Source organism: Aurantimonas sp. Leaf443 (assembly GCF_001425575.1).
GTDB lineage: Bacteria > Pseudomonadota > Alphaproteobacteria > Rhizobiales > Rhizobiaceae > Leaf443.
On record NZ_LMRD01000008.1, the window covers coordinates 138,537 to 159,452 of the forward strand.

General features: G+C 70.3%; 20 protein-coding genes. 9 read left to right on the top strand and 11 right to left on the bottom strand.

All coding sequences use genetic code 11. The features are described 5' to 3' along the window. The first annotated feature begins 30 nt into the window (after nucleotides 1-30). The gene (locus ASG48_RS12040; RefSeq protein WP_055849989.1) at nucleotides 31-831 is read left to right on the top strand and encodes a GGDEF domain-containing protein; all 801 of its coding nucleotides are present in this window, start codon (nucleotides 31-33) and stop codon (nucleotides 829-831) included. 4 nt (nucleotides 832-835) lie between these two features. Here the strand turns inward: ASG48_RS12040 and dut are convergent, their stop codons facing one another. The 6 genes from dut to ubiE form a co-directional block, all read right to left on the bottom strand. Beyond that, nucleotides 836-1,288 carry a dUTP diphosphatase gene (gene dut / locus ASG48_RS12045; RefSeq protein ID WP_055849992.1) on the bottom strand — a complete coding sequence of 151 codons (453 nt, stop codon included), beginning with the start codon at nucleotides 1,286-1,288 and terminating at the stop codon, nucleotides 836-838. Continuing rightward, a complete protein-coding gene (gene coaBC / locus ASG48_RS12050) occupies nucleotides 1,285-2,541 on the bottom strand; it encodes a bifunctional phosphopantothenoylcysteine decarboxylase/phosphopantothenate--cysteine ligase CoaBC (RefSeq protein ID WP_055849994.1) in 1,257 nt (418 codons plus the stop codon). The genes dut and coaBC overlap by 4 nt, the downstream gene beginning before the upstream one ends. Then, nucleotides 2,538-2,939, bottom strand: coding sequence for a type II toxin-antitoxin system VapC family toxin (locus ASG48_RS12055; protein WP_055849996.1), 402 nt, complete (start codon nucleotides 2,937-2,939; stop codon nucleotides 2,538-2,540). Before ASG48_RS12055 ends, coaBC begins: the two co-directional genes overlap by 4 nt. Continuing rightward, a complete protein-coding gene (locus tag ASG48_RS12060; RefSeq protein ID WP_156381581.1) occupies nucleotides 2,936-3,241 on the bottom strand; it encodes a hypothetical protein in 306 nt (101 codons plus the stop codon). The genes ASG48_RS12055 and ASG48_RS12060 overlap by 4 nt, the downstream gene beginning before the upstream one ends. 56 nt (nucleotides 3,242-3,297) lie before the next feature. Beyond that, nucleotides 3,298-4,884 carry a 2-polyprenylphenol 6-hydroxylase gene (gene ubiB, locus ASG48_RS12065; protein ID WP_055850005.1) on the bottom strand — a complete coding sequence of 529 codons (1,587 nt, stop codon included), beginning with the start codon at nucleotides 4,882-4,884 and terminating at the stop codon, nucleotides 3,298-3,300. A gap of 63 nt (nucleotides 4,885-4,947) precedes the next feature. Beyond that, nucleotides 4,948-5,727 carry a bifunctional demethylmenaquinone methyltransferase/2-methoxy-6-polyprenyl-1,4-benzoquinol methylase UbiE gene (gene ubiE / locus ASG48_RS12070; protein WP_055850007.1) on the bottom strand — a complete coding sequence of 260 codons (780 nt, stop codon included), beginning with the start codon at nucleotides 5,725-5,727 and terminating at the stop codon, nucleotides 4,948-4,950. A 134-nt stretch (nucleotides 5,728-5,861) separates the two neighbouring features. Here ubiE and mutM point away from each other — a divergent pair, with 134 nt between their 5' ends. The 7 genes from mutM to moeB all read left to right on the top strand — a co-directional run bounded on the left by mutM (nucleotide 5,862) and on the right by moeB (nucleotide 13,452). Then, on the top strand, nucleotides 5,862-6,755 hold the full coding sequence (mutM, locus tag ASG48_RS12075) for a bifunctional DNA-formamidopyrimidine glycosylase/DNA-(apurinic or apyrimidinic site) lyase (RefSeq protein WP_055850010.1): 894 nt from the start codon (nucleotides 5,862-5,864) through the stop codon (nucleotides 6,753-6,755). A 173-nt stretch (nucleotides 6,756-6,928) separates the two neighbouring features. Next, the gene (gene rpsT / locus ASG48_RS12080; protein ID WP_055850011.1) at nucleotides 6,929-7,201 is read left to right on the top strand and encodes a 30S ribosomal protein S20; all 273 of its coding nucleotides are present in this window, start codon (nucleotides 6,929-6,931) and stop codon (nucleotides 7,199-7,201) included. A gap of 877 nt (nucleotides 7,202-8,078) precedes the next feature. Next, nucleotides 8,079-8,516 (top strand): rhodanese-like domain-containing protein, encoded by a 438-nt coding sequence (locus tag ASG48_RS12085; protein ID WP_055850013.1) that lies wholly within the window; start codon nucleotides 8,079-8,081, stop codon nucleotides 8,514-8,516. After that, on the top strand, nucleotides 8,513-10,087 hold the full coding sequence (gene dnaA, locus ASG48_RS12090) for a chromosomal replication initiator protein DnaA (protein WP_082529438.1): 1,575 nt from the start codon (nucleotides 8,513-8,515) through the stop codon (nucleotides 10,085-10,087). Before ASG48_RS12085 ends, dnaA begins: the two co-directional genes overlap by 4 nt. 236 nt (nucleotides 10,088-10,323) lie before the next feature. Next, entirely contained in the window at nucleotides 10,324-11,448 is a 1,125-nt protein-coding gene (gene dnaN, locus ASG48_RS12095; RefSeq protein WP_055850015.1) for a DNA polymerase III subunit beta, read from the top strand. Between the two features lie 31 nt (nucleotides 11,449-11,479). Further along, nucleotides 11,480-12,670 (top strand): DNA replication/repair protein RecF, encoded by a 1,191-nt coding sequence (gene recF / locus ASG48_RS12100; RefSeq protein WP_156381582.1) that lies wholly within the window; start codon nucleotides 11,480-11,482, stop codon nucleotides 12,668-12,670. Further along, nucleotides 12,667-13,452: a molybdopterin-synthase adenylyltransferase MoeB gene (gene moeB / locus ASG48_RS12105; RefSeq protein WP_055850018.1), complete on the top strand. Its 786-nt coding sequence runs from the start codon at nucleotides 12,667-12,669 to the stop codon at nucleotides 13,450-13,452. Before recF ends, moeB begins: the two co-directional genes overlap by 4 nt. A gap of 22 nt (nucleotides 13,453-13,474) precedes the next feature. Here moeB and ASG48_RS12110 read toward each other — a convergent pair whose 3' ends face one another. Further along, a complete protein-coding gene (locus ASG48_RS12110) occupies nucleotides 13,475-14,881 on the bottom strand; it encodes a nucleobase:cation symporter-2 family protein (protein ID WP_055850020.1) in 1,407 nt (468 codons plus the stop codon). A 245-nt stretch (nucleotides 14,882-15,126) separates the two neighbouring features. On the opposite strand from ASG48_RS12110, the gene ASG48_RS12115 reads away from it, so the two are divergent. Then, complete coding sequence (locus tag ASG48_RS12115; protein ID WP_055850615.1) at nucleotides 15,127-15,738, top strand: LysE family translocator; 612 nt, start codon at nucleotides 15,127-15,129, stop codon at nucleotides 15,736-15,738. 69 nt (nucleotides 15,739-15,807) lie between these two features. On the opposite strand, the gene ASG48_RS17980 is transcribed toward ASG48_RS12115, so the two are convergent. From ASG48_RS17980 to ASG48_RS12130, 4 genes are all read right to left on the bottom strand, one after another. After that, a complete protein-coding gene (locus tag ASG48_RS17980; protein ID WP_082529439.1) occupies nucleotides 15,808-15,972 on the bottom strand; it encodes a DUF1328 domain-containing protein in 165 nt (54 codons plus the stop codon). Between the two features lie 171 nt (nucleotides 15,973-16,143). Beyond that, the gene (locus tag ASG48_RS12120) at nucleotides 16,144-17,961 is read right to left on the bottom strand and encodes an NAD(P)/FAD-dependent oxidoreductase (RefSeq protein WP_055850022.1); all 1,818 of its coding nucleotides are present in this window, start codon (nucleotides 17,959-17,961) and stop codon (nucleotides 16,144-16,146) included. 124 nt (nucleotides 17,962-18,085) lie between these two features. Further along, nucleotides 18,086-18,865 (bottom strand): glucose 1-dehydrogenase, encoded by a 780-nt coding sequence (locus tag ASG48_RS12125; RefSeq protein WP_055850024.1) that lies wholly within the window; start codon nucleotides 18,863-18,865, stop codon nucleotides 18,086-18,088. A 147-nt stretch (nucleotides 18,866-19,012) separates the two neighbouring features. Further along, nucleotides 19,013-20,902 carry a sigma-54-dependent Fis family transcriptional regulator gene (locus ASG48_RS12130; RefSeq protein ID WP_055850026.1) on the bottom strand — a complete coding sequence of 630 codons (1,890 nt, stop codon included), beginning with the start codon at nucleotides 20,900-20,902 and terminating at the stop codon, nucleotides 19,013-19,015. Nucleotides 20,903-20,916: the final 14 nt, after the last annotated feature.

Consider the following 20,916-nt stretch of genomic DNA (forward strand, 5'->3'; position numbering starts at 1 on the left):
CGGCCTCTCCAGCCCAAGGGAGTGGATGTCATGTCCGTCGCCTTCCGGCAGATGCAGACCCTGATCGCCGAACTTCTCGTCCTCGCCGGCTGCCTGTGCGTGGGCGCGGTCGCGGCGGCCTTCTACGGCTTCTCCGATCTCGGCGAGACGGTGGTGCTGCGGGCCATGCTCTTCGCGCTTCTCGCCACGCTGGCGACCGGCCTGCCCTTCATGCTCTATGCCAGCCTGCGCCTGCAGAAGCTGCTGAAGGCCAATTCCGGGCTGCACCGGGTGGCCGTCACCGATCCGCTCACGGGCGTCCTCAACCGCAAGGGGTTCGAGGCCGAGTTCCGGCGGCGCATGGAGGCGATGAACCTCCGCGCGACGCAGGGCGGCCTCGCCTTCTTCGTCGTCGACGCCGACCACTTCAAGCGCATCAACGACCGTCTCGGCCATCCGGTCGGCGACCAGGCGCTGGTGGGCATCGCGGCGGCCCTCAAGCGCTCGCTGCGGGGCGGAGACATCGTGGGGCGCATCGGCGGCGAGGAATTCGCCATCGCGCTGAACTGCACCAACCAGGACAGCGCGGCCCTCGTCGCCGAGCGCATCCGGGCCACGATCGCCCGTCTCTCCGTTGGAAGCGGCGCGGCGCGGGCGCCCCTGTCGGTCAGCATCGGCGGCTCGTTCTCGGCCTCCGCACAGACCTATGCGGCGCTCTACGGGCAGGCGGACGCCAATCTCTACGCCGCCAAGAAGGGCGGCCGGAACCGCGTCGTCCTCACGGCCTTCAAGGCGGAGGGCGGGCGCTACCGCCTCTCGGCCGCCGGCGGGCACGGCCTGCTCGCGCGATAGGGGGTCAGCCTCGACCCGTGGAGCCGAAGCCGCCCGCGCCGCGCACCGTCTCGCCGAGATCCTCGACCTCGGCGAAGGTCGCCACGCAGACGGGCGCGACCACGGCCTGCGCGATGCGCTCGCCGCGCCGGATCTCGAAGGGTTCGGTGCCGAGATTGACGAGCGCGACCATCACCTCGCCGCGATAGTCCCAGTCGACCGTGCCCGGCGCGTTGAGGACGGTGACCCCGTGGCGCACGGCCAGTCCCGAGCGCGGGCGCACCTGCATCTCGTATCCTTCCGGCAGCGCGAAGCACAGGCCCGTCGGCACGAGGGCGCGGGCGCCGGGCGCAAGCACGAGCGGCGCCTCGAGGGCCGCGCGCAGGTCCGCCCCGGCCGCCCCGGCGCTCGCATAGGCGGGAAGCTCCAGCCCTTTCGCATGGGGAAGGCGGCGGACGGCGATGGCGGGACGGGTCATGCGGGCTCCCCCGGTCTCTGGCCGAGCGCCTCGGCGATCCAGCGCGCCAGCGCGTCGGCGACCGCTTCCTTCTTCAGGCGCGGCAGCGTGGAGACGCCCTCGCGCGTGACGAAATGCACCGTGTTCTCCTCGCCGCCCATCACGCCCGTGCCGGGCGAGACGTCGTTGGCGACGATGAGGTCGGCACCCTTGCGCAGGAGCTTGGCCCGCGCATTGGCGATGAGATCGTGCGTCTCGGCGGCAAAGCCGACGACGAGCGTCGGCCGGCTGGAACCGTGGCCGACGCCGGCGAGAATGTCGGGATTCTCCACGAGGGCGAGGGGCGGCGGGCCGCCCTCCCCTTTCTTCATCTTGCGAAGGCCCTCCTCGGCGACGCGCCAGTCGGCGACGGCGGCGACGAAGACGGCGGCGTCCGCCGGCAGGTCCGCCTCCACCGCCGCCTGCATCTGGCGCGCGGTCTCGACGCGGGTCACGCGCACGCCCTCGGGATCTGCGATCGTCACCGGCCCGCTGACGAGATGGACGCTCGCGCCGAGCCGGGCGAGGCTGGCGGCGATCGCATGGCCCTGGCGGCCGGAGGAGCGGTTGGCGATGTAGCGCACGGGATCGATCGGCTCGTGCGTCGGCCCGGAGGTGACGAGGATGCGGCGGCCGGTAAGCGGTCCGTCCGGCGTCGGCCGCGCCCCGGCCGTGCGGGAAGCGCGCGCGTCGAGCATCGCCTCCAGCGCAGCGACGATCCCGAGCGGCTCGGCGAGACGCCCGGCACCCGCCTCGCCGGCCTCGGCCATCTCGCCCGTTGCCGGCCCCACGAAGGCGATGCCGTCGGCGGCGAGCGTCGCGGCGTTGCGGCGCGTGGCGGGATGGCTCCACATGGCCGGGTTCATCGCCGGCGCCATGAGGACGGGCGCGCGCGTCGCCAGGAGCACCGCGCCGGCCAGATCGTCGGCTGCGCCGGCCGCGGCCCGCGCCATCAGATTGGCCGTGGCGGGGGCGACGAGCACCGCGTCGCAGTCGCGCGCGAGACGGATATGGCCGACATCCTGCTCGTCCTGCCGGTCGAAGAGATCGGTGAAGACGTGCCCGCCCGACAGCGCGCCGACCGCGAGCGGGGTGACGAATTCGCGCGCGCCCGCCGTCATCACGGGCACGACGCTCGCCCCGCGCTCACGGAGGCGACGGATCAGGTCGAGCGCCTTGTAGGCGGCGATGCCGCCGCCGACGACGAGAAGGATGCGCTTGCCGGCGAGTGTCATGAGGAACCTAGCGCGGACGTCACGTCCGTGTGGGGAAAGTCGTCGCCCTTGAAGAGGAGCGGCCTGTCGAGGGCGCGCGCGAGCGCGTAGGAGAAGCAGTCGCCGAAGTTGAGGCGCGCCGGGCTCCCCGAGCCGCGGCCGTAGCGCCGGTAGGCGTCCGTGGCCAGATCGACCTGAAGCGCGTCGACCGGGACGATCTCGAGGGCGAGTTCGGACGAGATGGCGCGGATGCGCAGCAACCCGTCCTCGCCCCAACGAGAGAGGACGACGATCGAGAGCTCGACGGCCGTGCCGGCGGACATGACGGCCGGCTGCCGGTCCGCGCATTCGGCGATCGCACGGGCTTCGGGCTCGCCCTGCAGGATCGCGACGATCGCCGACGTGTCGACGACGATCATTCCGTCCCGTCCGACAAGGCGTCCGAATAGGCCTTCAGATCGAAAGGCGCGTCCAGCGGTCGTCCCAGCGCGAGGATACGACGAAGGCGCGCCTCGCGCTCGTCGTCGGACGCCTCGCCTTTCACGCGTCCTGCGGACCGGTCCTCGTCCCGGCTGAGGCGGTCGAGGGAGAGGCGCAACTCGTCGTCGAGCGAACGTCCCCTCGCAGCGGCGCGCAGTTCCAGGCGCCGGATCACGTCATCGTCGATTCCGTGGATCGTCAGATCACCCATCGCAGTCTCTTCGTCGAAAGCCGTCGGCACGCTTCAGGTTCCCAGAGCATAGGCAGGGTCCCCTCTCCCCGCAACGAACCCCGGCCTCACCCCCCGACCGTCAGCTTCCAGGCGATCACCACGAGCGCGGCGGCGGCGACGATCTGGGCGACATGGCCGATGGCGATGGCGACGCGCCCTTCCTTGGCGAGTTCCATGAGGTCGTCGTCGTTGATGTGGATGCCGTTCTCGATGAGGTCCGGCATCTGCTTGGCGAGGATCTCCAGCCCGTCGGCGAAGTCGGGCAGGCGGCGGGCGACGCGCAGGAGCGCGTCCAGGCCCTCCTTGGCGTCGCGCAGCTTGGCGGCGGGGCCGAGCTCGCGCAGGATGTAGTCCGTCACCACCGGCTCGGCGGCGACCCACATGTTGAAGCGCGGATCGAGCGAGCGCGCCACGCCCTCCACGACGACCATGGTCTTCTGCAGGAGCACGAGTTCGGGGCGCGTGCGCATCTCGAAGAGCTCGGTCACCTCGAAGAGCAGCGTCAGAAGATGGCCCATCGAGATCGTCTCGGCCGGCTGGCCGTGGATCGGCTCGCCGATGGCGCGCAGCGCCTGCGCGAAGCTCATCACGTCCTGTCCGCGCGGCACGTAGCCGGCCTCGAAATGCACTTCGGCCACCCGTTGGTAGTCGCGCTTGATGAAGCCGTAGAGGATCTCGGCGAGGAACCGGCGGGAATCGCGCGACAGGCGCCCGACGATGCCGAGATCGACCGCCACGACCTTGCCGTCCGCATCGACGAAGAGGTTTCCCGGATGCATGTCGGCGTGGAAGAAGCCGTCGCGCATGGAATGGCGCAGGAAGGATTGCACGACCGTGGCGCCGAGGAGGGGCAGGTCGTGGCCGGCGGCCGCGATCGCGGCCACGTCGTTCATCTTGATCCCGTCGATCCATTCCATCGTCAGGACGTCGCGGCCGGTGCGCTCCCAGTCGACCTTGGGCACGCGGAAGCCCGGGTCCTCGGCGATGTTGTCGGCCATTTCCGAGGAGGCGGCGGCCTCGAGGCGCAGATCCATCTCGATGCGGGTCGCCTGCGCCAGCGTCTCGACGACGGCCACGGGCCGCAGGCGCCGCGCCGAGCGCACGAAGATCTCCAGGAGCCGCGCGATGAAGGCGAAGGCGTCGAGCTCGCGCTGGAAGCGCTGGCGCACGCCCGGCCGGATGACCTTCACCGCCAGGAACTTCTCGCCTTCGGGCGTGCGCACCGTCGCCTTGAAGACCTGGGCGATCGAGGCAGCCCCCACCACCTCGCCGAGATCGACGAAGAGGTCGTCGATGCGCCGGCCGAGCGTCAGCTCGATCTCGGCGATGGCCTCGGCCCGGGGGAAGGGCGGCACCTTGTCCTGGAGGGAGCCGAGTTCGGTGGCGATCTCCAGCCCGACGATGTCGGGCCGCGTCGCCAGGAACTGCCCGAGCTTCACATAGGAGGGCCCGAGCCGGTTGAGCGCGCGCGACAGGCTCTCGCTTCTCGCCCGTTCGCCCGCCGAGCGGCGCGCGATGAGCGAGGCGAGCGTCAGCGCCAGCGTGGGTCCGGCCGGCAGGCCCTCGCGCGGGAACGAGGCGAAGACGCCCTCGCGTGCCAGGACGAAGACGGCGCGCAGGAGCGCGAAGGTGCCGGAGATGGGATTGGCCACGGAAGGGTCTGTCGTCTCTCGTGTCTTGGTGGATCTCTGGCGGAGCGGGACGTCTCGTCCGCTCTAGAGCTTCCAGCCGGAATGGATCGCGGCGATGCCGCCGGACAGGTTGCGATGGGTCACGCGCTCGAAGCCGGCCCGTTCGATGGCGGCCGCGAAATTGGCCTGATTGGGGAAGCGCCGGATCGATTCCACCAGATATTCGTAGGACTCGCGGTCGCGCGTCACGAGTTCGCCGATGCGCGGGATCGCCTTGAAGGACCACTCGTCGTAGAGCCGGTCGAGGCCGGGCATGTCGACCTCGGAAAATTCCAGGCACAGGAAGCGCCCGCCCGGGCGCAGCACCCGGAAGGCCTCTTCCAGCGCCCTGTCGATGCGCGGCACGTTGCGGATGCCGAAGGCGATCGTATAGGCGTCGAAGACGTTCGAGGGCAGGTCGAGCGCCTCGGCATTGCCTTCCACGAAGGTGAGGTTGTCGGAAAGGCCGCGCTTTGCCGCCCGCTCGGCGCCGACGCCGAGCATCGAGGCGTTGATGTCGAGCACCGTGCCGGTGGCGCGCCGGCTGGAGGCCTCCACGAGGCGGAAGGCGACGTCGCCGGTGCCGCCCGCCACGTCCACGAAGCGCCAGTCGGCGCGCCGCGGCGGCGAGGCCATGGCGACCATGGCGTTCTTCCACACCCGGTGCATGCCGGCGGACATGAGGTCGTTCATCAGGTCGTAGCGCTCGGCCACGCGATGGAAGACCTCGTTGACGCGCGCCTGCTTCTCCTCGCGTCCCGTCACCGTGGAGAAGCCGTAGCTCGTCTCCATCGCCTCGGCACCGGTCACTCGCGCTCGCGACATCTCGTCGGCCCTTCGCTTCTTGCCGCGCGCGAAGGCCGGCCCAAGATGATAGGACGCGGGGGGTCCCCGCGCCGCCGCCACCGCGGACAGGGCCGCGCTGCGCCCTCTTATCGTCGTGCAGGACTTAAGCCAACATGCCCGAATTGCCAGAGGTCGAGACGGTCCGTCGCGGGCTCGCCCCCGTCATGGAGGGCGCGCGCATCGAGGCGGTGGCGCTCGCGCGGGCGGACCTGCGCTTTCCCTTCCCCGAGCGGTTCGGCGAGCGGCTGGCGGGCCGGCGCATCCTCTCGCTCTCGCGGCGGGCGAAATATCTCCTCGCCGACCTCTCGGGCGAGGAGCGGCTCGCCATGCATCTCGGCATGTCCGGCTCCTTCCGCATCGAGGTGCCGGAGGGAACGCTCGTGCCAGGCGCCTTCCACATCCCTCGTTCGGAAGCGCGCCTCCACGACCATGTCCGCTTCTCCCTGACGCGCGCGGACGGCACGCCCGCCACGATCGTCTTCAACGACCCGCGCCGCTTCGGCTCCATGACGCTGCTGGGCAGCGGCGAGTTCGAGACGCATCGCCATTTCGCCCGGCTCGGCATCGAGCCGACCGGCAACGCGCTGAGCGGGGCGGCGCTCGCGCCCTTCCTCATGGGACGTGCGGCGCCGCTGAAGGCGGTGCTGCTCGACCAGACCATCGTCGCCGGGCTCGGCAACATCTATGTCTGCGAGGCGCTGTGGCGGGCGAAGCTCTCCCCGCGCCGGGCGGCGGGAACGCTGGTGCGCGCCGACGGCCGGCCGACGGAGCGCCTGGAGCGGCTCGCCACCGAGATCCGCGCCACCATCGCCGACGCGATCGAGGCGGGGGGCTCGACCCTTCGCGACTACCGCCAGGCGGACGGCTCGCTCGGCTATTTCCAGCATCGCTTCGCCGTCTACGACCGCGAGGACGAGCCCTGCCCGCGCCCCGCCTGCCGGGGCGTCGTCGCGCGCCTCGTGCAGTCCGGCCGCTCGACCTTCTTCTGCCCGCAATGCCAGAGATGACGCGCCGGGCCTGCCGCAGGCGGGTCCGGGACGGCGACGAGGATTGACGTCCGGCGGGGCCACCCCTATAAGGCCCCATCTTCGGCGGCGTCCTTCGGGCGCCGGCCCTGTTTTATGCGCGGCCCGATCACGTCGCCCGCGCTCATCAGACACGCTGAACGAGAGAGACTGAGATGGCCAACACCTCATCGGCCAAGAAGGCCACGCGCAAGATCGCCCGCCGTACCGCGGTCAACATCGCCCGTCGCTCGCGCGTGCGCACCTTCCTGCGCAAGGTGGAGGAGGCGATCCTCTCCGGCGACAAGGATGCCGCGGTCGCCGCCTTCAAGGTCGCCGAGCCCGAGCTGATGCGCGCCGCCTCCAAGGGCGTCGTCCACAAGAACACCGCCTCGCGCAAGATCGCGCGTCTGGCCCACCGCGTGAAGGGCGTCGGCGCGGCCGCCTGAGGCCTGCGACCGTCCGAACCGCGACCGACCTGCATCGAAGGGCCCGGCATCTTGCCGGGCCCTTCTGCGTTTTCGGCCGTGCCGACCGCCGCGAACGGGACGGCGCCGCCGCGGCGGAGGCAGGGCCGCCCTGCCGTCCCCGCACCCTGCGCGCGCGGGGGACGGCACGGGAGCGACGGGTCTCGCGCGCGGGCCGCCGGGGCGCTCACGGCCGCGATCCCCGCTCAACGGCCCTCCTTCCGGCAAATCCGGACGCTCGCGCGATCGTTGCCCGACTGCGATTCGCACGCAGTTTGCGCTTGACGCCCCCTCCGTCATGCCAGCGTCACGACTTTGACGCGAAACCTCCGGGCACCTCCCGCGGCGCCACGGAAATCGTTTTTAGATCAGACCGTTACAGGAAGTCACTGAGCTCATAAAAAAAGCCTGTGAAAACTCCGAACGCGAGTCCTTGAGTCAAGCGGACCGGCCGGTTTGGCTAAAATTATCTTGTCGCACCACCTGCCGCAGCCCTTGAAAGAGGAGGGATCGTCAGGGGTGCCAGTGCCTTAACCGGCGCGGCCGCGTGCCGGTGGTGGCCGGCGCGTCACGGATTTGCCGCGCTTTCGCCGATTCCCTGAAGACTCGCCTTGCCGTCCCCGGCCCGGTTTCATAATTTCCGATGCGGACTGCGGGGACGGTAGATGAATGACGGCGAGCGGAATGTTTTCCAAAGGTTTTTCGCGTCATTTACCAAAGCGGATCGTCGGAACGCCTCGCCAGACGCCTGACAACGAAAGTTTTCGTTAAGGGTCCCGACAAGCGCGATCGAATTTAAGGTTTTCCAAACCTTTTCAGGCCGGCACCCCTGGTGCGCGGTACGAGGGGAATTTTTGCCATGACTTCACACTACAAGGGGGACGTGACCGCGGGGGCCTGCTGGCAATCCCTCGGCCAGACCCCCGACGCCCTCCTGATCGACGTGCGCACGGTGGCCGAGTGGACCTATGTCGGTCTGCCGGTCCTGGCCTCGATCGGCAAGGCGCCGATCCTCGTGGAATGGCAGCGCTACCCTTCGATGAATGTCGACCCGTCCGCCTTCGCCGACCAGGTGGAGGCGGAGATCCGGGCTGCGGGCGCGGGCAAGAACTCGGAACTCTACTTCCTCTGCCGGTCGGGCGTGCGCTCGATGGGCGGGGCGGCGGCCATGGCGGCGCGCGGCTACATCAACTGCTTCAACGTGCTCGACGGGTTCGAGGGACCGGTCGACGGCGAGGGCCATCGCGGTCTCTCGGCGGGCTGGAAGGCGGAGGGTCTCCCATGGGCCCAGAAATGACCCCCACGCGCCGGCCCGCCGGCGGCTTCGCCGCGCCGGCGATCCGGCCGGCGAGCGCACCCGTCGCCAACGAGTATCGGACGACCAGCCAGGGAACGGGCGATATGGGCACTGAACCTGCGGCACGCACCGGCTCGGAAGTGATGGACCGCGTCGCCGCGCGCCTGAAGGCGCAGCTCGGCCAGGACATCTACACGAGCTGGTTCCAGCGCATGAAACTCGACTCGGTCGGGCGCGGCGTCTGCCAGCTCTCCGTGCCGACCGCCTTCCTGCGCAACTGGATCCAGTCGCATTACCGCGACCTCCTGACCGAGATCTTCAAGGAAGAGGTGCCGGGCACGCTGCGGGTGGACCTGTGCGTGCGCAGCGCCGTGCGCGGCGGCGGCGTGACCCTTCGCCAGCCCATGGCCGGCGCCCTGCCCGACCTGCCGGCGAATGCGGTGGGAACCCCCGGCGAGCGCCTCGCGCTGGCGGCGGCCCCCGCCGCTGCGGCGCCCGCGCGCGCCGAGACGCCGCGCAGCGCCACCGATTTCGGCTCGCCGCTCGATCCGCGCTTCACCTTCGAGAGCTTCGTGGAAGGCGCGCCCAACCGCGTGGCGCTCGCCGCCGCCCGGGCGATCGCCGAGAACGGCCCGCAATCGGTGCGCTTCAACCCGCTCTTCGTCCATGCCAGCGTCGGGCTCGGCAAGACGCATCTCCTGCAGGCGTTGGCCAATGCCGCCACGCGGCGCGAGGACGCGCCGCGCGTCGTCTATCTGACCGCCGAATATTTCATGTGGCGCTTCGCCACCGCCATCCGCGACAATCAGGCGCTCGAGCTGAAGGAGACGCTGCGCGGCATCGACATCCTCATCATCGACGACGTGCAGTTCCTGCAGGGGCGCTCGCTGCAGCAGGAGTTCTGCCACCTTCTCAACGCGCTGATCGATTCGGCCCGGCAGGTCATCTGCGCCGCCGACCGGCCGGCCGTGGAGCTGGAATCGCTCGACCCGCGCGTGCGCTCGCGCCTGGCCGGCGGCGTCACGCTGGAAATGGCCCCGCCGGACCTCGTGATGCGCCGCGCCATGCTCGCCTCGCGCGCCGAGATGCTGTCCCGGGACGATCCGAGCTTCGCCATTCCCGAGAAGGTCGTGGAGACGATCGCCACGCGCGTGGCGGGCTCGGGCCGCGATCTCGAGGGCGCCTTCAACCAGATCGCCTTCCGCCACTCGCTCGGCCAGCCGCTCTCAGCCGAGCATCTCGACGATCTCCTCAACCAGCTGACGCGCACCAGCGGCGAGCGGCGCGTGCGCGTCGAGGACATCCTGAAATTCGTCTCGCGCCACTACAACGTGTCGCGCACCGACCTCCTCTCGGCCCGGCGCACCCGCACCATCGTGCGCCCGCGCCAGATCGCCATGTATCTGGCCAAGACCATGACGCCCCGCTCGCTGCCCGAGATCGGCCGCAGGTTCGGCGGGCGCGACCACACGACCGTGCTGCACGCCGTGCGCAAGATCGAGGGCGAGCGGGCGGCCGATCCCAAGCTCTCCGAGGAGCTCGACATCATCCGCCGCATGATCGAGGAGTGAGGGCGAGGGCGGCCCGCTCCGGCCGCCGCCCTGCCCTGCCGGCCCGGCCGCCGGGGTCGGGACGATCGGCCGGACCGCCGCCCGTTTACCCTGCGCGGGCGAAAGGCGCGGCGCGCCGAGAGCGCCGCTTTGTTCCGGCTGCGGTCTGTTCTACAAGGTTCCACTCCTTGCGCGGTGGCGCGGCCTGAAAAGCCGGGCCGCCGCCGCGCCCGTCCCGAATGAAACGGCGTCCTTCCATGCGTATCATCATCGAACGGTCCAATCTTCTGAAGTCGCTGGCCCATGTCCATCGCGTGGTCGAGCGGCGCAACACGATCCCGATCCTGTCCAACGTGCTCCTGCGCACCGAGGGCGAGGCGCTGCGGCTGAAGGCGACCGATCTCGACATCGAGATCACCGAGGGCGTGCCCGCGCTCGGCGAGCAGGAGGGGGCGACGACCGTTCCGGCCCACCTCCTCTACGACATCGTGCGCAAGCTGCCGGACGGTTCGGAGGTGAAGCTCGCCACCAATCCCGACGGCAACCAGATGACCGTCTCCTCCGGGCGCTCCAACTTCCGCCTCCAGTGCCTGCCCGAATCCGACTTCCCCGACATCACCGCCGGCACCTTCTCGCACGCCTTCAGGATGAAGGCGGGCGAACTCGCGCGCCTCATCGAGCGCACCCAGTTCGCGATCTCGACGGAGGAGACGCGCTACTATCTGAACGGCATCTTCTTCCACACGATCGAGACGGAGGGCACGCTGCAGCTGCGCGCGGTCGCCACCGACGGCCATCGCCTGGCGCGCGCGGAGATGGACGCGCCCAGCGGCTCGGAGGGCATGCCCGGCATCATCGTGCCCCGCAAGACGGTGGGCGAGCTGCAGAAGCTCCTCGGCGACTGCGGCGCGGAGGACGAGATCGGCGTCGAGCTCTCCGATTCCAAGATCCGCTTCTCCATCGGCGCGGTGGTGATGACCTCCAAGCTCATCGACGGCACCTTCCCGGACTATCAGCGCGTCATCCCGACCGGCAACGACAAGGAGCTGACGCTCGACCGGCAGAGCTTCTCGGCCGCCGTCGACCGCGTCTCCACCATCTCCTCCGAGCGCGGGCGCGCGGTGAAGCTCGCCGTCGGCGACGGACAGCTGGTGCTGACCGTGAACTCGCCCGATTCGGGCACGGCGACGGAGGAACTGGCCGTCGGCTACGACAGCGACGGGATCGAGATCGGCTTCAACGCCAAGTATCTCCTCGACATCACCGGCCAGCTCTCGGGCGAGGAGGCCGTGTTCATGCTGGCCGATCCCGGCTCGCCGACGCTGATCCGCGACGGCGGCGACGCGCGCACGCTCTACGTTCTCATGCCGATGCGGGTCTGAGACGACGACCGTCTCCTCCAGCGCGCGGCTCGTGCCTGCGACCGGTTCCGGGCCGGAGGCGCCGGCGCCGCTCGTGCGCGTGAGCGTGCTGCGCCTCGTCGACTTCCGCAACCACGCCGCCCTGCGCCTGGCCTTCACCCGGCCCTTCGTCGTCTTCGCCGGCGAGAACGGGTCGGGCAAGACGAATCTCCTGGAGGCGCTCTCGCTCCTCTCGCCCGGCCGCGGCCTTCGCCGCGCGGTGACGCAGGATCTCGCCCGCAAGGACGGCTCCGGCGGCTTCTCGGTCGGCGCCGAGATCGTCTCGAACGGCGTCGAGAGCCGCATCGCCACGCAGCTCCGCCCGGACGCGGCTTCCCCGACGCGCCTCATCCGCATCGACGAGACCGTGCCCGACCGCGCCGAGGCGCTGCTCGACCTCCTGCGCGTCCTCTGGCTGACGCCGGCCATGGACGGGCTCTTCACGGGCCCGGCGGGCGACCGGCGAAAGTTCCTCGACCGGCTGGTGCTCGCCGTCGATCCCGGCCACGGCCGGCGCGCGGCCGACTACGAGCGCGCCATGCGCCAGCGCAACCGCCTCCTGTCGGAGCACCGGCGCGAGGATGCCTGGATCGCCGGCGTCGAGGCGCAGATGGCCGAGCTCGGGATCGCCATCGCGCTCGCGCGCGCCGAACTCGTGGCGCTGCTCGCCGGGATGATCCTGGAGGCCGGCCCCTCCGGTCCCTTCCCGCAGGCGGGGCTGGCGCTGACCAGCGGCTACGGGGCGATGGCGCTCGACCGGCCGGCGGCCGATCTGGAGGACGCGGCGCGGCTGTCGCTGGCCGAGGGCCGCTTCGAGGACCGCGCGGCCGGGCGCACGCTCGCCGGCCCCCATCGCGGCGACCTCCTCGTCTCCCATGCCGGCAAGGCGATGCCCGCCGCCCTCTCCTCGACGGGCGAGCAGAAGGCGCTCCTTGTCGGCCTGGTGCTCGCCCATGCCCGCCTCGTCGCGCGCATTTCCGGCCTCTCTCCGATCCTCCTCCTCGACGAGATCGCCGCCCATCTCGATCCCGGCCGGCGCGCGGCGCTGTTCGACATCGTCGAGACGCTGGGCGTCCAGGCCTTCATGACGGGCACGGACATGGACCTCTTCTCCGCGCTCGGCAGCCGGGCGCAGTTTCACCCGACGACCGCCGAAGGCGTCGGCGAGCCCTTCCCTCCGCCCCGAGCACCGGAGTTGCCATGAGCGAGACACCGCTCTCCTCGGACGAGATCGCCCGCTACGCCCGCCACATCGTGCTGCCCGAGATCGGCGGCGCGGGCCAGCAGGCGTTGAAGCGCGCGAAGGTCCTCGTGGTCGGCGCCGGCGGCATCGGCTCGCCCGTCGTCCTCTATCTCGCGGCCGCCGGCATCGGCACCCTGGGCGTGGCGGACGACGACACGGTCTCGCTCTCCAACCTGCAGCGCCAGGTGCTGCACGGCACGCAGGATATCGGCCGCCCGAAGCTCGCCTCGGCCGCCGAGCGGGTCGCGGCGCTGAACCCGCATGTCGCGTTCGTCGCCCATGACCTGCGCCTCGATCCGCAGAACGGCCCGGCGATCGTCTCCGCCTATGATATCGTCGTCGACGGCTCGGACAATTTCGACACGCGCTATGCCATGGCCGATCTCTGCGAGAGCCTTAGGCGCCCGCTGGTGACGGCCGCCGTCAACCGCTTCTCGGGTTCGCTGACGGTGCTCAAGCCGCACGAGGTCGGGCCGGACGGGCGCGCGCTGCCGCGCTACCGCGACCTCTTCCCGCAGCGCCCGCCGGAGGGGATGGTGCCCTCCTGCGCGGAGGCCGGCATTCTCGGCACGACGACCGGCGTCCTCGGCACGCTGGCGGCGGCCGAGGTCGTCAAGCTCGTCACCGGCGCCGGCGAGCCGCTGGTCGGGCGGCTCCTCCTTGTCGATCTCCTGGCGATGCGCTTCGAGACGATCCGCTACCGGCGCGGCAGGGACGGGGGGAGCGCAGAGGCATCCGCCTGAGCGCTCCCGCGCATCCGCCCGCTCAGGCGTGGTCGGCGGCCCGCGAGGCGAGGCTCGTCGCGCGGCGCGCCTCGGCCTCGCCGGAGACGCCGTTGAAGAAGGCGTTCAACGCCACGGCCATCAGCGTGGCCAGAAGAATGCCCGATTCCAGGAGCGGCTGCAGACCGGACGGCAGGGCGTGGAAGAAGCCGGGGCCGACGAGCGGGATCATGCCGACGCCGATCGAGATGGCGACGACGAAGAGATTGTTGCGGTTGCCGGCATAGTCGACGCCCGCGAGAATCCGCACGCCCGTCGCCGCCACCATGCCGAACATGACCAGGCCGGCGCCGCCGAGGACGGTGACCGGCACCGCCTCCACCAGCGCGGCCATCTTCGGCATCAGGCCGAGCGCCAGCATGATGGCGCCGCCCGCCGCCGTGACCCAGCGCGACTTGACGCCCGTGACGCCCACGAGGCCGACATTCTGCGAGAAGGACGTGTAGGGGAAGGTGTTGAAGACGCCGCCGACCAGCGTGCCGACGCCGTCGGCGCGAAGGCCCCGCGTCAGCGCCGCCTTGTCCACCGCCTTGCCGGTGATGTCGCCGAGCGCCAGGAACATGCCGAGCGACTCGATCATGACGACGATCATGACGAGGCACATGGTGAGGATGGGCACGAGGTGGAACTGCGGCGCCCCGAAATGGAAGGGCAGGACCAGCCCGAACCAGGGCGCGGCCGCCACCTTGTCGAACTGCATGAGGCCGAGCGCCGTGGCGACGAGCGCGCCCGCGACGATGCCGAGGAGCACCGCGACATTGGCGAGAAAGCCGCGCCCCCAGCGCACCAGCGCCAGGATGACGAGGAGCACGAAGAGCGCGATGGCAAGGCCCGTCGGCGCGCCATAGGCGGGGTTGGCCACCTGCACCGCCTCGCCCGTCTCCAGCACCTTGCGCAAGGTCGGCACGCCCCCGCCGGCCCAGTTGATGCCGACGCGCATCAGCGAGATGCCGATGACGAGGATGACCGTGCCCGTCACCACCGGCGGGAAGAGCGGCAGGATGCGCCCGACGAGCGGGGCGACGAGAATGCCGAAGACGCCCGCCGCGATCACCGCGCCGTAGATGCCGAGGAGCCCGACGCCCGGCGTCGCGCCCATGGCGAGCATCGGCCCGACGGAGGCGAAGGTCACGCCCATCATCACCGGCAGGCGGATGCCGACGCCGGGAAAGCCGACGCACTGGATGAGCGTCGCGATCCCGCAGGCGAAGAGATCGGCCGAGATCAGGAAGGCGACGTCCTGCGGCGACAGGTTCAGCGCCCGCCCGACGATGAGCGGCACGGCGACCGCGCCCGCATACATGACGAGGACGTGCTGCAAGGCGAGCGGCCAGAGCTGCGGCGCACCCGGCCGCGCGTCGACGGGGTGGAGGGCGGACACACGGCTCATCGGCAGCCTCGCTCGGAAAACGCCGCATCCAGCTTGCGGCGACCCGAAGCGTAGAACGTGCCCTCGCAAATTGCACTGTGTGTTTTATGGGCAGGCCTGCGCCCGGGCCGGACCTGACCCCATCCGGAAAGAGGACCAGCTGCGCCCTCCCTCCCCGCATCGAGAAATCGATGGGATTGTCGCGGCAGTTGCAGGACAATCCTCCGGTGAGGCAACCGACGACGGCCGTTCAGCGGAGCCCCCTGATGAGCCCTGACTTTCTTCCGACATCCCTCATCGTCATCGCGTCGCCCGGCACGGGCGTCGTCGTCACGCTCGCGGCCGACCTGACTCGCGGCACCAGAGCGGCGATGGTCGCCGCCTTCGGTTGCACGCTCGGCATCGTCCCACACATGCTGGCCGCGATCACAGGGCTCGCCGCGCTGCTTCATGCCAGCGCGCTCGCTTTCGAGATCATCAAATATGCGGGGGTGGCCTATCTTCTCTACATGGCGTGGCACACGCTGAACGAGCACGGACCCTTGCGGATCGAGCGGGACGCGTCCCTACGGTCGGATCGCGACGTCATCGTCTCCGCCGTCCTCGTCACCCTGCTCAATCCCAAACTGTCGATCTTCTTCTTTGCCTTTCTGCCGCAATTCGTGTCGACCGAAGCGCCGGGGGCACTGCTGCAGATGGTCGAACTCAGCCTCGTCTTCATGGGGCTGACCTTCGCGGTCTTCGCGCTGTACGGGGCATTCGCGGCAGCGGCGCGAGAACGTATCCTCTCTCGTCCGGCGGTCATGACGGGGTTGCGCAGGGCATTCGCCGCCGCATTCCTGGGCCTTGGTGCCCGCCTCGCTCTGACGGAGCGCTGAAGGCAGGACGTGAAAAGGCCCGGGCCGCCATCGCGCCCCGGGCCTTTTGTCATGGCTCCGCTGAAAGCCTCAGATCGCGCGACGGCGGCCGAAGATCAGCGAGACGACGAAGAGGATGATGGCGACGAAGAAGATGATCTTCGCGATGCCGACGGCCGTGCCGGCGATGCCGCCGAAGCCGAGAACGGCCGCGATCAGCGCGATGATGAGGAAGGTGATGGCCCAACCGAGCATTGTCGACTCCCGAAAAACCCGTTGCGATATGTCCCGCCGGAAGAACGGGCCACAGGACGTTTTGTTCACCGCGTCCTGACGGGATCGTGAAAAGAATCGGCGCGGGCCTTGAGCGCGCGGCCTCCGGCCCGGAAGACGCGACGTCTCCGGGCCGGGGCGGGAGGAGCGTTCTCAGCCCTTGTGATGGACCTCCTGCAGCCCGTAGACCGGCGTCGGCAGGCCTTCCTTGCGGGCTTTGAGCTGCAGCGAGAGATATTGCGAATAGTGGCGCGACTGGTGGAGGTTGCCGCCGTGGAACCAGAGGTTCTCCACCTGCGTCGGCTTCCACATGTTGCGCTGCTCGCCTTCCCAGGGGCCCGGGTCCTTGGGCGTGTCGGAGCCGAGGCCCCAGACCTTGCCCACCGTGTCGGCGACCTCCTGGCTGATGAGGTCGGCCGCCCAGCCGTTCATCGAGCCGTAGCCGGTGGCGTAGACGATGAGGTCGGCGGGAAGCTCGGTGCCGTCGTCGAGCTTGACGCCGGTCTCGGTGATCTCCTCGACCTGGCCCGCCTTCAGCTTGATCTTGCCGTCGATGATGAGCTGGCTGGCGCCGACGTCGATATAGTAGCCCGAACCGCGGCGCAGGTATTTCATGAAGAGGCCCGAGCCGTCGGTGCCGTAGTCGAGCCGGAAGCCGGCCTTCTCGAGATCGGCGTAGAAGTCCTTATCGACCTCGCGGATCTTGTCGTAGACCGGGATCTGGAACTCGTGGAGGATGCGGTAGGGCAGCGAGGCGAAGATCATGTCCGCCTTCTTGGTCGTCACGCCCGCCTTCAGCGCCCGTTCCGAATAGAGGTCGCCGAGCCCATATTCCATGAGGCTGTCGGACTTCACGATATGGGTCGTGGAGCGCTGCACCATGGTCACGTCCGCCCCGCCCTCGTAGAGCGCGGCGCAGATGTCGTGGGCCGAATTGTTCGAGCCGATGACGACGACTTGTTTCCCCTTGTAGGCGTCCGGCCCCGGATGCTGCGAGGAATGCTGCTGCTCGCCCTTGAAGCGCTCCATGCCCTTGAATTTTGGGATGTTGGCCTTGCCGGACATGCCGGTCGCCATCACCAGCTGCTTGGGCCGCAGGACGACGTCCTCGCCGTCGCGGTCGACGACGACCTCCCACTCGCCCTTCTCGTCGTCGAAGCGGGCGCTCTTGGCCGTGGAGCGCGTCCAGTAGTTGAGCTCCATGACCTTGGTGTACATTTCCAGCCAGTCGCCGACCTTGTCCTTCGGCGCGAAGACGGGCCAGTTCTTGGGGAAGTCGATATAGGGCAGGTGGTCGTACCAGACGGGATCGTGCAGGCAGAGCGACTTGTAGCGCTTGCGCCATGAATCGCCCGGCCGGTCGTTCTTCTCGATGACGATGGTGGGCACGTCGAGCTGGCGCAGCCGCGCGGCGAGCGCGATGCCGCCCTGGCCGCCGCCGACGATGAGGACATAGGGCTGCGTCTCGTAGCCGAGCGTCCTCTCCTCCTCCTCGCGCTTCTCCTTCCAGCTCTTGCGGCCCGCCTGCGAGCCGTGCTCGGCGCCCATCGGGCGGCGCTCGCTCATCGGCTCCTCGAAGCCCTTCAGCTCGGTCATCGCGGTCAGGAGCGTCCAGGCCTTGCCGTCCTTCAGGCGCAGGAGCCCGTCGCCGCGCGCGACCTTGGTCTCGAACTCGATCCAGGCGGTGACGACGCCCCCTTCCTCCGTCGGCTCCTCGGCGAGGCGGAAGTTCTGCGGCTGCACGCCGTCGAGGACATGGGACAGCATGTCGGCGACCCCGGCCCGGCCCTCGACCGTCCGGATGTTCCACGTGAAGGCGACGAGGTCGCGCCAGAAGCTGACCTCGGCGAAGAGGTCGGCGGCGGCCACGACGTCGCCGGACGTCAGCGCGCCTTCGAACTCGGCCAGCCAGGCTTCCGCCTTGCGGCGCGCGTCGCTCGTCTGCACCGGCTTTTCAAGGGTCTCGCTCATGCAGTCTCCTCCTTTGACGATGACGGGGCGGGATGGCCCGGCCCCGTTGCGAACGGCCCTCCCGGCCCTTCGCGAATGGATATGGCGCCGCACCCGCGGGCGCGGCGGAACGGATGTCGGGACCTCAGTCGAAGACCATGCCGCCGTCGACGAGCAGCGTCTGGCCGGTCATGAAGGCCGAGCCCTTGCCGGCGAGGAAGCAGGCGACGCCCGCCATGTCGTCGGGGCGCGAGGCGCGGCCAAGCACGGCGCCGGCGGCGAAACCGTCGAAGGCCTCGTTCTCGGACGAGGAAAGACCGTTGTCGCGGAAGCCCTGGTCGATCAGCTTCCACATATCGGTCGCCACGACGCCCGGGCAGATGGCATTGACCCGGATGGCGTCCTTGCCGAAGGCGCGGGCGGCGGCCTGCGTGAGCGCCACGACCGCGAACTTGGAGGCCGAATAGTGCGCCAGCGGCTCGTAGCCCTGCTTGCCGGCGATCGAGGCGGTGTTGACGATGGAGCCCCCGGTGCCCTGGCGCTTCATCTGGCGGATGGCCTCCTGCATGCCGATGAGCACGCCGAGCCCGTTGACGTCCATCACGGTGCGCCAGTCCTCCTCGGTGATGTCGAGGAAGGGGCGCACCTGCGCGATGCCGGCATTGTTGAAGACGGCGTCGACCCCGCCGAAGCGCGCCGCCGCCGTCTCGATCATCGCCCGCACGCTCGAGCGCTCGCGCACGTCGACCCGGCAGGCGATGGTCTCCCCGCCGATCGCGGCCGCCATGGCGCGGGCCGCCTCCTCGTTCAGATCGGCGACGAGCACGCGGGCGCCGGCCGCGGCCAGGCCCTTGGCCATCTCCGCCCCGATGCCGCGGGCCCCGCCCGTCACCACGGCGCGCACGCCGTCGAGATCGTTGATCATGATGTTCGTCCTCCCTCGGGAAAGGATTGCAAGGACGGTGCCAATCGGGACGGGACTTGCGAAAGGCGGCGCGCGAAGGGTTTTTGACGGAGGAAGCGCGCCGGCCGGCACCGCTGCGCGCCACAGGTGTGGCGCCGCTGTCGCGCCTCAGTGGCGCGCCGCGAGCCCGAGCCGCGCCATGCGGCGATGGACCGTCGTGCGGTCGACGCCGAGATGGCGCGCGGTGCGCGAGACGTTCCAGCCGCAGGCCTCCAGCGTCCGGCGCAGCGCCGCCGCCTCCCCCTCGCCGCCGGCCTCCGGGCAGGCGCGAAGGCGGGCCGGGCCGGACGAAAGATGGTCGGGCAGGTCGGCGCGGGCGATGCGCCCGCCGCTGCACAGGGCCCGGCCGAGCGCCACGGCGTTGCACAATTCGCGGATATTGCCCGGCCAGTCGTGGGCGTGGAGCGCGGCGCGCGCCTCCGGCTCCAGCGAGACAGGGCCGCCCTCGGCGTCGCCTGCGAGGAGACGGTCGATCAGCCAGTCGAGATCGGCGCGCTCGCGCAAGGGCGGCAGGCGCAGCGTCGCCGCGTTCAGACGGTAGTAGAGGTCCTCGCGGAAGCGCCCCTCGCGCACCAGGCGGCCGAGATCCTGATGCGTGGCCGAGACGACGCGCAGGTCGACGCGCACCGGCGTCAGCCCGCCGACCGGCACGACCTCGCGCTCGGAGAGGACGCGCAGGAGGCGCGACTGCAGGGAGAACGGCATGTCGCCGATCTCGTCGAGGAAGAGCGTGCCCCCGTCGGCCGCCTCGATCAGCCCCTTGCGGCCGCGCAGGCCCGCGCCCGTGAAGGCGCCCGGCGCATGGCCGAAGAGCTCGGCCTCGATCAGGCCCTCGGGCAGCGCCGCGCAGTTCACGGCGACGAAGGCCTTGGCGCCGCGCCGGCTGTCGTGGAGGGCGCGGGCAAGCCGCTCCTTGCCGGTGCCGGTCTCGCCCTCGATGAAGACGGCGATCGGCTTGTCGCAGAGCTTCCTGGCCTTCTCCACGACGGCGTCCATCGCCGGATCGCCGCCGCTGAGGAGGTCGAGCGGCGTCGGCCTCGCGCTCTCGTGCCGGCGGGCCCGCAGGCGCGTCTGCGGGGCGATGGCATGGGCGAAGACGCAGGCGCCGTCATGGGCGGTGAGGAGGCGGTTCTCGGTCGGCTGGCCGCGGGTCAGCGCCGGCAGGTCGTCGAGATCGAACTGGAAGAAGTCGCTGAACGGGCGTCCGAGCACGGGCTCGCCCGCGTCCCCGGAGGCGGACAGGAGGCGGCGCGCGGCGTGGGTGAGGCCGGTGATGCGGCCGGAGCCGTCGATGGCCACCGCCCCTTCCGGGTCGACGTCGAGGAACTCGGGCGACTGCGAGAAGCGCAGCACCCATTCGCCGCGCGCCCGCGCCATGAGATTGGCGAGCTCGATGCGCCGGGCCGTCGCGCTCACCATGTGCAGGACGAGGGTCTGGCTGATCTTGGCCTCGGGCGAGCGCAGGGCGGAGATGTCGAGGATCGCGGTCAGCTGCCCGGCCTCGTCGTAGATCGGCGCCGCCGAACAGGTGAGCGGCGTGTGCGTGACGTCGAAATGGTCGCTCTGGTGGATGGTCAGCGCCTCGCCGGTGGCGATGCAGGCGCCGACCGCGCAGGTGCCGGCGCGCGGCTCGGACCATTCGGCGCCGAGATAGAGCCCGGCCTTGCGCAGCTGGTTGTCGAAGGTCGGATCGCCCAGGAAGTCCACCGCCACGCCCTTGGCGTCGGCCAGGATCAGCACGTAGCCCTGCCCCGCCATCTGCCGGTGCAGCGTCTCCAGCCCCGAGCGGGCGGTGCGGATGAGATCCTCGGAGGCGTCGCGATGCTCGCGCAGCCGGAACTCGGGCAGGATATAGGCCTCGCAGGCGCGCGAGGGGTCGAGCCGGTGGCTCTCCACGCAGCGCTGCCAGGAATCCGTCACCGCCGCGTCCCGCCGCGACCCCTTGCCGAGGATCGCCGCCTCGACCTCGCGGATATGGTCGATCGCCTTCAGGCCCATGCGCGTCTTCGGGC